Origin of the sequence: Peribacillus sp. NPDC097284 (assembly GCF_044761765.1) — a bacterium.
GTDB lineage: Bacteria > Bacillota > Bacilli > Bacillales > DSM-1321 > Peribacillus.
The window spans coordinates 87,279-102,538 of the sequence record NZ_JBIWCZ010000003.1; the positions used below are offsets into that span (position 1 = coordinate 87,279).

Sequence of the window (15,260 nt, forward strand, 5' to 3'; positions counted from 1 at the left end):
GGTACTGGGTCTAATTCCAAAATAGGGTCAGGCCTTCTGTTACACTATTAGATAGAGAAGGAAGGAGAGAGCCGAATGGATATTGTTGAAAAAAGAATTCAATTGTCCCGTTCTACACTACATATAACGATGGATCGTTTTAATAAGCGCGTACGGATCGAAGACTATTTGGGACATTTTCAAGATTGCGTCGAAGAATCTTTGAAAGCAGCTGATAATATATCAGCGGAGAAAATCATATTTAAGGCACGAACGGAAAATATACTGGAGCTGCTGAGCAAAGGTTTTTTATATGAGGGAAGCATCGATAAGTTCTTTTTAGGAAGTGATTGCCACTTCCTTGTTAAATATACCCAAGATCAGCGAAGGACCAGTTCTCATTGGATCAAGGAGGATGAAATTCTAGAAAATGTACAGAAACTTCCAACAAAAGTAGAGCTAGAGGCCCCCCCATCCACCTATATAGGAAGGAAGGCGGAGGAAATAGATGCGGTGAAGCTTGCTGAATTGTACGGAAAAGTATTTGAAATTTACCCAACCCCGATGAATGAACCAGAATATGTGAGGAAGTGCATGAAAAGCGGGACGGTCTATTACATGTACGAACATGATGGAGTAATCGTCAGTGCGGCATCCGCTGAAATAAATTACTTCTACCGTAATGCGGAAATAACGGATTGTGCAACACTGCCCGATCATCGGCAGTATGGATTAATGAAGCACTTGATTGAGAAGCTTGAGAGTCACCTCGTCTCACATGACATTTATTGTATCTATTCTATCGCAAGGGCGCTATCATTCGGAATGAATGCAGCATTGCATCAGCAAGGCTATTATTACAGGGGTAGATTAGCCAATAACTGCTTCATTTTCGATAAATTGGAGGATATGAACTTATGGGTGAAGAATTATACATGAATGCCCATTTTCGGGCATGCATATGACAAGTTTTCGGCACTACTTCATATATATGATGGAAGGAATGTGAGAGAGGGGGAAGACATTGATCAGTGAATGTTTTAATACAAATCAGGTCTTAGAAGCGATTCTGGCAAGCATTGATGAGGGAATTCATGTAATCGATCCAAAAGGTCAAACGATCTTTTATAATGAAGTGGCGGCCAACCATGATGGAATGAAGGTAGAGGAAGTGCTTGGAAAACCACTGCTTGAAGCGTTTCCGTCCTTAAATCATAAATCTTCGACCTTGCTGCGTGTCATCCAATCCGAAAAGCCCATCTACCATCATAGACAATCTTATGTAAATGCACATGGTCGAATCATTGAGACCTTCAATACAACCCTGCCTATATATGTAGACGGTTTCATAATGGGGGCAATAGAAATTGCGAAAGATTATTCTAGCCTGAAACAATTATCGGAACGCTTAGCAGACTTGGAAAGCTCTCTTAAAACGACGACAAGTAAAGAAAAAAAAGTAGCCACGAATGGTACGTTATACACTTTTGCTGATATTCTAACCCAAGATCCACCATTTGAAAAGTTGATTGCACAAGGGAAAAAGGCTGCCCGGTCATCGTCTTCGGTTTTAGTTTATGGTGAAAGTGGTGTCGGAAAGGAACTTTTCATCCAAAGTATACATCACAACTCCAATAGGCGAAAAAAGCCCTTCATTGCACAAAATTGTGCGGCATTACCTGAAAATTTATTGGACTCGCTTTTATTTGGGACTTCGAAAGGTAGTTACACGGGAGCTGTCGAACGCCAGGGATTATTTGAGCTGGCGAATGGAGGGACTCTATTTCTTGATGAACTGCAATCGATGCCCATTGATTTACAGGCGAAGCTGCTTCGTGTACTTGAGGATGGGGCCGTTAGGAGGATAGGGGCGGCAAAAAGCATTCAGGTAGATGTCAGGATCATGACTGCGATGAATGTAAACCCGAAGACGGCTGTCACGGAGAAAAAGCTCCGTGAGGATTTATTTTATCGCTTACATGTTTTGAGCTATGAGCTACCGCCGCTAAGAGATCGTCCAGAGGATATTTTATTGCTTACGGAGCATTTTATTATAAACTTTAACGAGAAGATGAATCGCTCCGTAAAAGGAATCGATGAAGAGACCAAGGGAATCCTACATGCCTATCATTGGCCAGGTAACGTAAGGGAACTCAAGCATACGATTGAGTTCATGATGATACATGCCGAAAGTGAAGTCTTGACAGCGGGTGACTTGCCCCCATTTTTAAAAAAGAGCACAGTTCCTAAAGAGAAGGTATTGCCGCTGCGGGAAGCCATGAAGGAAATGGAAACCAAACTTATATCAGAGGCACTTTTGCAAACCGAAGGAAATGTCTTTCAAGCTTCAAAGCTATTGGACATCCCGAGGCAGACCCTCCAATATAAAATCAAGAAACATACTTGAACGCTAAAAAATCCGGTATATCGTATATAACCGGATTTTTTAGCGTTCATATTTAGTTTTTGGGCAATTTTGGCACCCTTCTTGCATTAAATACTACTATCAAGACTTAGGAGGTATGGCTATGTTATTTGATTTATATAAACCAGATCGTCATTGGAAAGATATAGAGTTATGGAAAGATGTAACTGATGAACAATGGAACAATTGGTTGTGGCAATTGACAAATACAATAAGAACTGTGGATGATTTGAAGAAAGTAATCGACCTTACTCCGGATGAAGAGGAAGGGGTGCGAATCTCCACCAAAACGATTCCCTTAAACATTACCCCCTATTATGCGTCACTTATGAATAAAGAGGACCCTAGGTGTCCAATAAGGATGCAATCCGTGCCCATATCGGAAGAAATGCATAAAACTAAGTATGATATGGAGGATCCACTACATGAAGATGAGGATTCACCCGTACCGGGATTGACTCACCGGTATCCCGACCGTGTGCTTTTCCTGGTGACGAACCAGTGCTCGATGTATTGCCGATATTGTACGAGAAGACGTTTTTCAGGTCAAATTGGCATGGGCGTTCCAAAGAAACAATTAGATGCAGCAATCGGCTATATTCGGGATACACCAGCGGTCAGGGATGTGCTTATTTCCGGTGGTGATGGATTATTGATCAACGATACCATCCTCGAATATATCCTGAAAAATTTGCGAGACATTCCCCATGTTGAAATAATCAGGATCGGTACACGGGCTCCAGTGGTTTTTCCTCAGCGTATCACTGAAAACCTGTGTAATATTCTAAAAAAATATCACCCGGTTTGGTTAAATACGCATTTCAATACGTCGATAGAAATAACGGAAGAGTCGAAGAAAGCGTGTGAGATGCTCGCGGATGCGGGTGTGCCAGTTGGAAACCAAGCTGTAATCTTAGCGGGCATTAACGATAGTGTCCCTATCATGAAGAAGCTAATGCATGACCTTGTCAAAATCCGTGTACGCCCTTACTATATTTATCAATGCGATTTGTCAGAAGGAATTGGTCATTTCCGGGCCCCGATATCTAAAGGAATCGAAATCATCGAAGGCTTACGGGGTCATACATCCGGTTATGCAGTACCTACATTCGTTGTTGATGCACCTGGAGGGGGAGGGAAAATCACTTTACAGCCAAATTACATCCTCTCTCAATCCCCAACCAAGACAGTGCTTCGGAATTTCGAAGGTGTAATCACGACCTATCCGGAACCGGAGCAGTACACACCGGGACTTGCCGATGATTATTTCAAGGGGGTTTATCCCAATGTTGAAGCAAAACAGTCAGATTCAGGGATAGCGGGTCTTATGAACGACAAACAATTTAATTTAGTACCTGAAGGCCTGAAACGGATGAACCGTCGTGAAAAATACCATACCAACCCAGAACATGCCTCTTTAAAAAACCAACGCGAAAAACGTGACCAGCTAAAAGAAAAAAAATTTCAGGCACAGCAAATAAAAAAATAGCTCCACAAAGCAAAAAGGAAGAAGGGGAGTAAAATGGAAGTATGTCCGTGGTGTGAAACAGGAAAACTCTCTTCCATAAAGGGTACAGTTTATTGGGAATTACCGGATGGAACGAAGGCTGTTGAGATTACCGAAACGCCATCATCCCATTGTGAAAATTGCAATGCCCTTTTTCAACGGGATGAAGTCGTGAAAGAAATTGAAGACCAGTTGTTTCTAATTGATACGAAACAGCTAGATAAGCAGACTACGTATGAGGAACTATTAAAGATGAAGCGAATGCTGAAACGGAATTATTTTGACTTTTCTTAGGAGGAGCGAATTCTATAAAAAATAAAAACTATGATTTTTGATAAAACATTTATCTGATCCTCGGGATTGGATAGATGTTTTTTTGAATTGAACCTAGATAAAATCGGCTAAACGGACTGATTATAAGTGCATGAATAGCTGAGGTTTTCTGCAGAAAAAGCCCCTAATATTGTCCACTATAACTCTTTCACACTAATGTCCGACGATCTCTTCTGCAGCAAGTTCCATGTAATAATTAATAGGCTTAGACTAGAATAAGCTACTTTCCTTATTTTATAGGTTTAGAAAAACTTTTCCACGTTCGTTTTTATTTTGACTTTAGTTGGTTGAGTAACGCGGAAGGGAGGGTGTACGAATGTACAAAAGGATGGATTATTATAGTTAAAGCCACCATATCTTAATCCTGGTGGCTTTAGGTATATGTTGATCTAGGTGCGTAGTTAGCCTATTTATAGTTTAGGCAAAGTGATGAAAAAACATGTTCCTTTTCCGAATTGACTTGAAACACGTATGCTGCCACGATGGAAATCCACTACCTCTTTGACAATTGCCAGTCCCAGACCAGTGCCTTCTTTTGTCCTAGAAGCGTCCGCTCGGTAAAAACGTTCGAACAAATGAGAAAGTTCTTCTTCTTTAATCCCCATACCGGTATCTCGAAATTGAATGAAAACATCATCGTTTGTTTCTTCAACTATAATTTTAATGGAACCGTTCGGTTTATTGTACTTTAAAGCATTTGTAAGTAAATTATCCCAGACAGTTTCCAATAGACCTTCATCACCATTGAAACGGATTGGTGCAATTTTATAATATAGTTCGATGCCCGAATCTTCAATGAGCCACAAATATTTTTGAATCAGCGTCTTAAGTTGTTCATCCAATGCAAATGAGGAGCGTTTTAATGCACGTGTAGGCTGATCTAAAAAGGTTAGCAGTAGTAATTGCTTAGTTAAGAGAGATAATCGCTTAGTCTCTGTCTCGATAATCGATGTGTATGTTAGGCGATCTTCTTCTGTAATGCTGGGTGACTTCAATAGTTCAGAATATCCTTGGATATTTAATAGCGGCGATTGGAAATCATGAGAAACATTGCTTATGAATTCTTTTCTTGATCGATCTGTTTCCTGTAATTGCTTCGTCATTTGATTGAAACTTGATGCAAGCTGTCCAATTTCATCGCGTCGTTTAACCTTCAGTAGAAGGTCATAATTTTCTTTTGATATTTGTTTAGTGGCTTCCGTTAATTGTGTAATGGGTCGTATTAATTGTTTCGCAACAAATAGCATTCCAATCAGGCTGATTATCGCCATGGATATGATCAAACAAGCCAATATTGTATGCACTTCAGAAAATAATAAGCCAATATTGGGCCGAAGGAAGACCCCATACTGTTCGCCATTATATATAAAGGGGACACCGACAGTATTGATAATTTTATTCGTAAAAAAACCTGTCATGAATGACTGATTTGGATAGTTCTCCATACCATGAAAGATATTTCCTTTAAATACCGTTTCTTTGGCGGAAGGGGGTAATTCTGACGTTTTAAATGCCCCTCCAAAGAACTGAGAATAACCAGATTCCCCGACAACATAAAATTGATACCCTATATCGCCAAGTGTCGATAAATAATGTTCTAAATCCAAATCAGGCGTACTCTCGATATATCGTGTAATATTTTGTGCTATGGCGACATTCTTTTCATCATTTTGTTCCTTAGTAACCAGATGATAATACGTGTTTGTTAAAAAAAAGCCGACAATTGTACTGAATAGCATAAGGCTTAACGTAGTGATAATGAACTGTTGATACAAGGTTTTCATGAATGTTGAACCTCTAATTTATATCCTAAACCACGGATTGTGTTTATTTCGATATTAGCCCCTAGACGATCCAATCGGTTTCTCAGGCGTTTGATATGTGTATTAAGGGTCAGGCCGTCACCTTCATAATCATGTCCCCATATTTGTTCCATGATGGTAAATCGCTCGATGACATAATTGGGCCGATTTGCAAGTAATGATAGCAATTCAAATTCCTTTAAGGGCATGATCAGTGTTTCTGATTCGGTTGACACTTCAAAAATTTTACGATTAATCGTCACATTACCGATCCGAATGATATTTTGGCTGTCCTTATCAAATCTTCTAAGGATGACGGCAATCCGAAATAGTAACTCTTTAGGTTCAAAGGGCTTTACTACATAATCTTCGGAACCTGCTAGAAACCCTCTCGTTTTATCTTCTAATTGATCTTTTGCCGTTAACAGTAGAACAGGAATTTTATAATCTTGGTTGAGTATTTTTGTCAACTCAATGCCATCCATCCCGGGCATCATCACATCAACTACGGCTAAGTCAGGAACTACTTCTTCTAATAAGTAAAGCGCCTCTTTCGCATCATTAGCTTTTATGACATCATATCCTTCCCGCATTAAATGAATACTTACCAGCTGTAATATATGTTTGTCGTCATCACAAACCATTATTTTCAATACAATCACCTCAAACCATTTTTTGCTTTATATGTACATGGGTTCGCTTTCATGAAATCTATACTTACATGCATGTAAACAGGTAAGAACGCAGAGACATGTGGAAGTCTCTGCGTATGGCTTGTATATTTGTTTTTTCTTTTATTTCTTATCTTTCTCAAAGAATAATATTAATGCGGGCAATAGCATTCCACGCACTAAGAATGTATCCATTAAAATACCGATGGCAACGATGAATCCAAAGACGAATAAATCGGCTATTGGCATCGTAGTCAATGCCGCAAAGGTGGCTGCCAAAATTAAACCAGCAGATGAAATCACCCCACCTGTATTCCGAATAGCGATTTCCAAAGCCTGTTTCACTTTTTTTGTTTTGCGTTCTTCTAAGAAACGGGATATTAAAATAATGTTATAGTCTATCCCGAGAGCGACTAAGAAGATAAACGCATAAACAGGTACACGTGTACTTACTGCTTCATAACCGAACAGAACATCAATGAGGAACAGACCTAATCCTAATGCCGCCAAGAATGAAAGTAAAATGGTGGCCATCATATAAACCGACATTTTTACTGACTTCGTTAACACGAATAGGAGGATTAAAATTAATAATGTTTCTAGTAGGACGATCACCCAAATATCACGATTATTGACATCACGCTCGTCAACAAGTTTCGGAGTAATTCCACCAAAATACACTTCACCGGATATATCTGCTTTACTTAGGATTTCATCATCGTTTTCAATTAACTCCTTCATCATATCGATTGCTTCGACAGAATAAGGGTTAAGGTCAAGCGTCATACTATATTTTACTACTTTCGCGTCGTCAGATACATTTGTTAGTCGAACTGATGTAACATCTTTTTCAGATTCGAGCGTTGTCCGTAATGCTTCGATCTGTTTTTCTGATAACGTTTCTTTTCCTTCGAATAAAATGGATGTTGGAGCCAATTCACCTTTGTCGTATTTCGCTTCGACGATTTCGTAGCCTTCACGTGAAGGTAAATCTTTTGGGAAAGATTTCACTGTATCAAATTCAAAATCAAGGTTAAATACATTTAACGCTGACACAACCATTAAAATGGCGATAATCCCGCCAGAAAGGCCTGGTTTATTTACAACGAATTTTGCAACGGGTCCCCAGAAGCGATGTTTCACTTCTTTCGTTTCACCAAACTTCGGTACTTTCGGCCAGAAGGCTTTACGCCCGAATAGGGTGAACAGCGCTGGGACAAGTGTAATGGATGCTAACATGATGACAAACATTGTCGTTCCAAAAATTGGCGCAAAGTTTTGATAATCACGGAAGTTTGCAAAGAATAATACTAGCATTGCGGCGAGTACTGTTCCGCCTGCTAAGAATACTGGCAATCCTGTAGCACGCATCGCATGTTTCATTGCCTCATATTTGGTCTCATGGTGGTTCAGTTCTTCTCGGAAGCGAGAGAATATGAATAATGAATAGTCAATCACGGCCGCGAACAGCAAAATACTCATTATCGATGTAGTTGAATTGTTGATTTCAAGTCCACCAGCACCCATTAATCCGAGTGTTTGATTCACTACTTGGTATACAATTACTGTTGCTAATAGTGGGATAAAAGCCAATAATGGAGAACGGTAAATAACGATGAGCAGGATTAAAATAATCACTATTGTGGTAAATAGTAACACGAAATCTGCTTGTTCGAACAACTTAAGCGTATCTCCAGCAATTCCTGCAGGACCAGTAATACGGAAGGAAGTTTCAGACATACCCTCTGTAACGTCATTTCCAACCTCAGCCATAGCATCTACGGTTTCGCCAATTTGGCGGCTATCAAGACCAGGGTCTAAAGTCATTGGAATGATGATCGTAGACTGGTCATCTGACTTGAACCCTTCGATTGCTTCTGGCGGTAATTGAGAGATATTGACGATTTCATCGACACCCTCAATTTTAGCACCGATGATTTTATTCATAATGCTTGTAACTTCTTCTAAGTTCACCTTACCATTTTCGTTATGAAAGGTAAGAATACCAGGCGTCCCTTGATCATTAGGGAAGTATTTTTCTAATTTTTCATTTGCAATAATGGATTGTGCATCGTCGGGTAAGGATTGAAAGTTTGTCACTTTGTAATCACTTACTGCCGGACCGGCACTTAACCCAATCATTAAGACCAGCCATGTGACAATTGTAATCCACATACCTTTCTTAGTTGAAACCCAATCAGTTATTGGGCGTAAAAAAGAATTCATTTAATTATTTCCCCCTTATAGTTTAGAGCTGCAATGTGAAATGCGGACATCACATTTAAGCTCGTCATCACTTTCTATTTCATTGTAATGTAACTAAATGAACTGAAAATGAACTTTTAGTTAAATTATGAAAAATTGGAGGGGTAACCAGCAAATTATCTTTTGTAAACTGGATAATAAAACATTTATCAGCGCCTGAAGATTTACTCTATATACACAAAAATCGTGGTAAAGTATCTAGATGGAATTTATAGTTGAAAGGGTAATTAACAATCAAGACTTGTATAGGTGTAGACGTAAGCGTTAGTTTCCGATATATTAAGATTTAAATCATAGTATTTTGATAAGGGGGCTCGACATGAGACCGTTTTACTTATTTTTAATGAAATATCGACAGCCAAAGGAAATTGATGAAATTACAAAATTCGCAAACCATGCATACGAAGATCACAGTTTTCCAAAGCAATCGGATGATTATCATGAAGTGAGCAGTTACTTGGAGTTAAATGGAGACTATTTAGATAGTATGACTATATTCGATCGATTATGGGATCAATATGTCCAAATAGAAGAAGGACTGCTATAGATACAGGAATAGGGGGAGCCGAAGGATGTTTAGAAGCCTTCAAGCCCGAATTTTGTTTTATTCTTTAATTATATCGAGCTTACCCGTTTTGATATTGGGAATCATTTCTTATGAATCGCAACGCTCCTTGCTAGCTAAAGAAGCGAAGAGTACATTGAATTCAGGTTCACTTAATATGGTAAATGAAATGTACAGTTATTTAAATGAACGGATTAGTGATGTTAACTTAATGAGTACGAATACGGTATTGATCAATCCTGATTCTTCTAAAGAGGAGAAGACTGATGAATTGAAAAGATTCACAGAAGCAAAAGGTGAATACTTTGGTGCCGTATATTTAGATTTGGAAGGTACGGTCATGGCTGATACCTCAAATAAAATGGTCGGAACAAGCTTAGCTAATAGAATATGGTTTCAAGAAGGGCTAAAGGGGCATGAATTCCTATCGGATGTATATAAAACGAAAGCATTTGCTGAACCTATTATAGCCTTAAGTGCACCGGTAAATGATAATAAAGGGAAAATGATCGGTGTTGTGTCCCCGGCCTTTCGGATATCAGGCCTTTGGGATATGATGGAGAAAAAGGCCAATGACATTAGTGAAAAGTACCCTGTGAATTTTTATATGATCAATCAGGATGGCATTATGATTTCCAAAAAAGACCCGAATGGCATTCATGAGAGTTCTAATACGACATTGGAAGATATGGGCCTTACAAAAGAAAAGTTATTGGAATCCGCTAATTCCAATAATTTATATAGTGCAGAAAATGGAGAAAAGATATATTCCATTCAATACGTTCAACCGATAGCCCAAACGGAAAATAAATGGTTTGTGGTAGTGGGTGCTGACAAAAAACAAGTATATCAGCCGTTAAATGATCTTTTATCACGCTATCTCTCTATATACACCATTGTATTTATGTCCATCATTCTAGGCGTCTATTTACTTACGAAATCTCTGGTGAAACCAGTACATAATCTAGTGGAAGTGACGGAAGATTTTATCCAGGGAAAAGAGTTCGTGGTCTCTGATAAAAGAAGTTTTGTAGAAATGGAGAAGTTGAATCATGCGTTTCTAAGGATGATGGATACGATTAAGGATAGGGAAAGAGAAATCGTCCGTACCGAAAAGTTAAAATATGTCGGACAGCTGGCCGCAGGGGTAGCGCATGAAATCAGGAACCCATTGACGACCATCAGGGGTTTTCTCCAACTGTTGAAGAAGCAGGATTATGAAAAAGAGTTAATTGAAAAGTACAGTGATGTCATGCTTGGGGAAGTAGATCGAGTGAACGTTTTTGTTACACAACTCCTTGATTTAGCTAAACCCCACCAGCTTGAAATGGAGAATTTGGATCTGAAGGAATTCCTTGATGAACTGGTTGTTGTCTATTCGGCTTCTACTCTATATAAAGATGTCACACTCGTTAATACATTGACAGAACCCGTACATACCTATTCCGATAAAAACCGGTTGCGTCAGGTTATCCTTAATGTCCTGAATAATTCCTGCGAATCGTTTGAGTCAAAAGGGCAGATTGAAATGACCGTCGATACTTCACCTCATTATGTACAATTGAAGATCCGAGACGATGGAAAAGGGATTAAACCTGAGAATCTAAAAAATATCGGGATGCCCTTTTATACGACAAAGTTAAAAGGAAATGGTTTGGGAGTGGCAACTTGCATCCAAATCATGGATGAACTCAAAGGGAAATTTCAAATCGAAAGTAAATATGGACAAGGTACAGAAGTGATCTTGACGATTCCGACAACAAACCGTCTCATTTAAAGAGGCGGTTTTCCTGTCTTGCCCTATTTTTTTGATAGGTTACCATAATAAAAGTTTCTCGCATAACCTATCTAAATGAGTCAAATGCCCCCTCTTTTCCATTAACCACCTTGTTTGTTCATGCATATAATTTACTATCAAACGATAAGGACCATATTGGGGGATGTCTCTTATGGGCAAGAAAAATCAGCCAAAATTCAAATTAGGCGATACAGTCGTAATTATAATGTATGGGACAGTCGGGAATATAACCGATATAAAATATCTCGATGGTTCTTATGTGTATGAAGTAAATTACAGCGAAGGCCTATATATTGAAAAGACATTACAGTCTATAACTGAATACGAAGGAGAAATCCTTTATCAACAGGAACAAATCGATATCGAATATAAATATATTATCGGTGATTTAGTCCAGGTCGATGGATATGAATATGATTATTTTAAGATAATTGGCTATCGAACGGAGATTTGGCGCTATAAAGAGAATGCCTGGGAAGATGTGATATATGAATTATCACGTATCTCCGATGGGGAATGGCTGGAAGCGCATGAAGAAGAATTGACTTTAGTAGCCGATGCCAAACGTGCAGATGCAATCATTCAAAAATTGGGGCTGCTCCTTTCTAATAAGAATAACGAGCTTACTATCATTGCTAAACAAAACAACCCTGGTAAAGGTGAGCGAGATATGACTATGACAAAAAATGAAAAAATGGAAATGATTGATGGACTGTTGGATTTATATAATGATTATTGTAAGCTTTTTCATCAATTTGGCGATGATGAATATCAACATATCATGAAAATAGCTCTTGCTAAAATTGAGAAGGCGGCGGAAGAAATTTACCCAGGTCACAAAAAAGAGCATACGAAATAAAAGGTCTTGAAAAGGGATGTATACACTTTAGCACGAGCCGATGAAGACTCATCTCTAAGAAATTGAATCAACGAATTAAAGTGTAGGATATGCGTAAGTTTTGAGAGAAAATGCCCTACTGGCATATTTATACCTATACATTCATACATCTTTAATTAAGGGGGCGATGATTTGCGAGAAATTGAGGTTTTTATTGATACTGAAGAGATAGCGGAATTCTTTTACCAAGAATTATTAAAGCGGGGCTATCTTCCAAAAGAATCTGAAGTTGAAGATCTTGCTGACATCACATTCGAATACCTTCTTGAAAAATGCATTATTGATGAGGAAGTCGATGAATGATGTATCATCAATCAATGGGCAGTTTTCTTGCCATTACTCCTTAAAATCAACCAAAAAGACGGCGGGTTTCCGCCGTTTTGCTGCGTTCCACCGATCACTTAAAGAGTGTTATATCCTACTTCCTGCAGTAGATAAAGAAGTTCTATTTTCCTAATATGGGGTTGGTATGTTATAGTAATTGGGAATGTCATTTCAACCACTTCAAGGAGGGAATTTTAAGAATGAGCGTACATATTGGTGCTAAAGAAAATGAAATTGCGGAAACGGTTTTGCTTCCTGGGGATCCGTTACGTGCAAAATATATTGCTGAGACGTTTTTAGAGGATGCTAAATTATACAATGAAGTTCGTAATATGTTTGGGTATACAGGAACTTATAAAGGAAAACGCATTTCCGTTCAAGGTACAGGAATGGGTGTCCCTTCGATTTCGATTTATGTAAATGAATTGATGAATAGCTATAATGTCCAAAAACTTATCCGGGTTGGGACAGCTGGTGCCATTCAAAAAGATGTGAAGGTCAGAGATGTAATCCTGGCTATGAGTGCCTCTACAGATTCACAAATGAACCGCATGACATTCGGTGGCGTTGATTTTGCTCCTACTGCTGATTTTGATTTATTGAAAAAAGCTTATGATGCAGGGGTGGACAAAGGGTTGCAATTGAAAGTCGGAAACGTATTTACCGCAGATCAATTCTATAATGATAATAGTGAATTGGAAAAGTGGGCCAAGTACCAAATCCTTGCTATAGAAATGGAATCAGCTGCATTATATACACTTGCTGCTAAGTTTGGTCGTAAAGCATTATCCGTTTTAACGATTTCCGACCATCTTTTAACAGGTGAGGAAACAACCTCCGAAGAGCGCCAAACAACATTCAATGAGATGATTGAGGTTTCTTTAGAGGCAGCGATTCAAGACTGACCATAAACGTTGGATTTACGGGTAGCCAGGAATGGAAGAAATTAAGATATTTAGTTTCTTCCATTCCACGGAGTCCGTATTTTTGCACGTATATAGAATATGGATAAAGAAAAGGTCTCTATAAGAAAGCTGGATTGGAGCAAGATGGTAGGCACTTACATATCATTCAAAAAATTTGATAACTAAAGTTTTCCGATTTGCTAGAAAGCTGATAAAATAGGATGTATTAGTTAATATTGTCATGAAGAATGAAAGTGGTGAGGCTTCAGTGGAAGAAGAAAATCAACAACAGCCCAAAGATGAAGGCAAAATTGTGAAAATAAAAAAGTTTACGTTTATTATGGGGATTTTCTTACTCATATTTTTGACAGCAGGGATAACTACAATCGCGTTGACCTTTGGCGATGAAAAAGTAGAGTCACTTGCACCGAGTAATCATCCTGAATTTGAAAAGTTATATTCTACATATGATACGATCAAAGATAATTATTATGAAGAAATCGATGAGAACACGCTCGTGGATGGAGCTATAAATGGAATGATAGAATCGTTGGATGATCCTTATTCCTCTTATATGGATAAGAAAGAAGCCTCCAGTTTCCATGAGAGCATCTCTTCTTCCTTTGAAGGAATAGGTGCTGAAATCCAAGAGAAGGATGGACAGATCATGGTGGTTTCCCCTATTAAAGGATCACCAGCTGAAAAAGCCGGAGTCCGGCCTAATGATATTATACTAAGTGTCAATGGCAAAAGCCTTGATGGCTTAAGTTCTTCGGAAGCTGTCTTGAAAATCAGGGGGAAAAAGGGAACAAAAGTGGAGCTTGCCATTTCAAGGGCGGGTGAAAAGGAACCGATTACTTTGTCCATTAAGCGTGATACCATTCCGATTGAAACGGTTTATTCAGAGATGCTTGATGATGGGATTGCCAAAGTGCAGGTTACAAGTTTTTCTGAGCATACGGTGGAAGAGCTGAATACGGCACTTGAAGACATGGATAAAGAAAAGATGAAAGGCCTAATATTGGACTTACGTGGAAATCCGGGTGGATTGCTTGACCAAGCGATCGCGATGGCAAACTTATTTATCCCGAATGGGGAAGTCATCCTTCAGGTCGAGGATCGAAAAGGAAAAAGAGAAGTCTATAAATCCCAGAATAATGGTGAGTTGAAGCTACCAGTGGTCGTATTAATTGATGATGGAAGTGCAAGTGCATCTGAAATCGTTGCCGCCGCTGTTAGTGAATCTGCGGGTATTCAGCTTGTAGGGGTAAAATCATTCGGAAAGGGGACCGTGCAAAAAGCCGCAGACTTTGATGATGGTTCCAACTTTAAGTATACAGCACAAAAATGGCTGACTCCGAAAGGCAATTGGATCCATAAAAAAGGGATTGAACCGGATATAAAAGTCAAGCTTCCCGAGTATGCCAATCTTCCATATATCTCTCCTGATAAAGGATTGAAAGTATCGGATTCCTCGAGTGAAGTAGAAGCAGCGGAGAAAATGCTGAAAGAAGCCGGGTATAATCCAGGAAAAGTGGATAAGTATTTCGATGAAGAAACAAAGGTAGCGGTCAAGGAATTCCAAAAGGATCATAAGATCAAAGAAACAGGTGTCATTAAAGACGATACAACCGTTAAATTGATGGAAGTCATTAGGGATAAAATCCTTAAAAATGATACTCAAGTGAAAAAAGCGGTGGAAGTATTGAAAAAGAAAATCAAATAATCTTTTATAAAAACAAGCGGCCCATCAGCAAGCATTTATTGCTGATGGGCCGTTTTTCGTGT

General features: G+C 38.9%; 14 protein-coding genes. 11 read left to right on the plus strand and 3 right to left on the minus strand.

The features are described 5' to 3' along the window. Positions 1 to 75: 75 nt before the first annotated feature. The 4 genes from ablB to ACIQXU_RS08490 all read left to right on the plus strand — a co-directional run bounded on the left by ablB (position 76) and on the right by ACIQXU_RS08490 (position 4,205). Entirely contained in the window at positions 76 to 918 is an 843-nt protein-coding gene (gene ablB / locus ACIQXU_RS08475; protein ID WP_402988197.1) for a putative beta-lysine N-acetyltransferase, read from the plus strand. A gap of 85 nt (positions 919 to 1,003) precedes the next feature. Next, positions 1,004 to 2,386, plus strand: a complete 1,383-nt coding sequence (locus tag ACIQXU_RS08480) for a sigma-54 interaction domain-containing protein (protein WP_402988200.1) — start codon at positions 1,004 to 1,006, stop codon at positions 2,384 to 2,386. Positions 2,387 to 2,507: 121 nt separating this feature from the next. Beyond that, positions 2,508 to 3,893, plus strand: coding sequence for a lysine 2,3-aminomutase (gene kamA, locus ACIQXU_RS08485; RefSeq protein ID WP_402988203.1), 1,386 nt, complete (start codon positions 2,508 to 2,510; stop codon positions 3,891 to 3,893). A gap of 33 nt (positions 3,894 to 3,926) precedes the next feature. Continuing rightward, complete coding sequence (locus tag ACIQXU_RS08490) at positions 3,927 to 4,205, plus strand: YokU family protein (protein ID WP_402988206.1); 279 nt, start codon at positions 3,927 to 3,929, stop codon at positions 4,203 to 4,205. 449 nt (positions 4,206 to 4,654) lie between these two features. Here the strand turns inward: ACIQXU_RS08490 and ACIQXU_RS08495 are convergent, their stop codons facing one another. The 3 genes from ACIQXU_RS08495 to ACIQXU_RS08505 form a co-directional block, all read right to left on the minus strand. Next, a complete protein-coding gene (locus tag ACIQXU_RS08495; protein ID WP_402868961.1) occupies positions 4,655 to 6,028 on the minus strand; it encodes a HAMP domain-containing sensor histidine kinase in 1,374 nt (457 codons plus the stop codon). Continuing rightward, positions 6,025 to 6,699, minus strand: a complete 675-nt coding sequence (locus tag ACIQXU_RS08500; RefSeq protein WP_402868959.1) for a response regulator transcription factor — start codon at positions 6,697 to 6,699, stop codon at positions 6,025 to 6,027. Before ACIQXU_RS08500 ends, ACIQXU_RS08495 begins: the two co-directional genes overlap by 4 nt. 141 nt (positions 6,700 to 6,840) lie before the next feature. Beyond that, on the minus strand, positions 6,841 to 8,943 hold the full coding sequence (locus tag ACIQXU_RS08505) for an MMPL family transporter (protein WP_402988209.1): 2,103 nt from the start codon (positions 8,941 to 8,943) through the stop codon (positions 6,841 to 6,843). Between the two features lie 358 nt (positions 8,944 to 9,301). Between ACIQXU_RS08505 and ACIQXU_RS08510 the strand changes: the two genes are divergently transcribed. From ACIQXU_RS08510 to ACIQXU_RS08540, 7 genes are all read left to right on the plus strand, one after another. Beyond that, positions 9,302 to 9,529, plus strand: coding sequence for a YozE family protein (locus ACIQXU_RS08510; protein ID WP_402988212.1), 228 nt, complete (start codon positions 9,302 to 9,304; stop codon positions 9,527 to 9,529). Positions 9,530 to 9,554: 25 nt separating this feature from the next. Next, positions 9,555 to 11,324 carry an ATP-binding protein gene (locus tag ACIQXU_RS08515; protein ID WP_402956826.1) on the plus strand — a complete coding sequence of 590 codons (1,770 nt, stop codon included), beginning with the start codon at positions 9,555 to 9,557 and terminating at the stop codon, positions 11,322 to 11,324. Between the two features lie 172 nt (positions 11,325 to 11,496). Further along, positions 11,497 to 12,204, plus strand: coding sequence for a hypothetical protein (locus ACIQXU_RS08520; protein ID WP_402868953.1), 708 nt, complete (start codon positions 11,497 to 11,499; stop codon positions 12,202 to 12,204). 171 nt (positions 12,205 to 12,375) lie between these two features. After that, positions 12,376 to 12,546 (plus strand): YozD family protein, encoded by a 171-nt coding sequence (locus ACIQXU_RS08525; RefSeq protein ID WP_402868951.1) that lies wholly within the window; start codon positions 12,376 to 12,378, stop codon positions 12,544 to 12,546. Next, a complete protein-coding gene (locus ACIQXU_RS08530; RefSeq protein ID WP_402988215.1) occupies positions 12,539 to 12,700 on the plus strand; it encodes a hypothetical protein in 162 nt (53 codons plus the stop codon). The genes ACIQXU_RS08525 and ACIQXU_RS08530 overlap by 8 nt, the downstream gene beginning before the upstream one ends. A gap of 67 nt (positions 12,701 to 12,767) precedes the next feature. Then, positions 12,768 to 13,472, plus strand: a complete 705-nt coding sequence (gene deoD, locus ACIQXU_RS08535; protein ID WP_402868949.1) for a purine-nucleoside phosphorylase — start codon at positions 12,768 to 12,770, stop codon at positions 13,470 to 13,472. A gap of 268 nt (positions 13,473 to 13,740) precedes the next feature. Then, positions 13,741 to 15,198 carry a lmo1851 family serine protease gene (locus tag ACIQXU_RS08540; protein WP_483878329.1) on the plus strand — a complete coding sequence of 486 codons (1,458 nt, stop codon included), beginning with the start codon at positions 13,741 to 13,743 and terminating at the stop codon, positions 15,196 to 15,198. Positions 15,199 to 15,260: the final 62 nt, after the last annotated feature.

Bases quoted from the DNA above. Each gene is read 5' to 3' on its own strand.
- ACIQXU_RS08505 (WP_402988209.1), bottom strand. From the start codon at position 8,943: ATGAATTCTTTTTTACGCCCAATAACTGATTGGGTTTCAACTAAGAAA.
- ACIQXU_RS08495 (WP_402868961.1), bottom strand. From the start codon at position 6,028: ATGAAAACCTTGTATCAACAGTTCATTATCACTACGTTAAGCCTTATG.
- ablB (WP_402988197.1), top strand. From the start codon at position 76: ATGGATATTGTTGAAAAAAGAATTCAATTGTCCCGTTCTACACTACAT.
- ACIQXU_RS08510 (WP_402988212.1), top strand. From the start codon at position 9,302: ATGAGACCGTTTTACTTATTTTTAATGAAATATCGACAGCCAAAGGAA.
- ACIQXU_RS08515 (WP_402956826.1), top strand. From the start codon at position 9,555: ATGTTTAGAAGCCTTCAAGCCCGAATTTTGTTTTATTCTTTAATTATA.
- deoD (WP_402868949.1), top strand. From the start codon at position 12,768: ATGAGCGTACATATTGGTGCTAAAGAAAATGAAATTGCGGAAACGGTT.
- ACIQXU_RS08520 (WP_402868953.1), top strand. From the start codon at position 11,497: ATGGGCAAGAAAAATCAGCCAAAATTCAAATTAGGCGATACAGTCGTA.
- ACIQXU_RS08530 (WP_402988215.1), top strand. From the start codon at position 12,539: ATGAATGATGTATCATCAATCAATGGGCAGTTTTCTTGCCATTACTCC.
- ACIQXU_RS08490 (WP_402988206.1), top strand. From the start codon at position 3,927: ATGGAAGTATGTCCGTGGTGTGAAACAGGAAAACTCTCTTCCATAAAG.
- kamA (WP_402988203.1), top strand. From the start codon at position 2,508: ATGTTATTTGATTTATATAAACCAGATCGTCATTGGAAAGATATAGAG.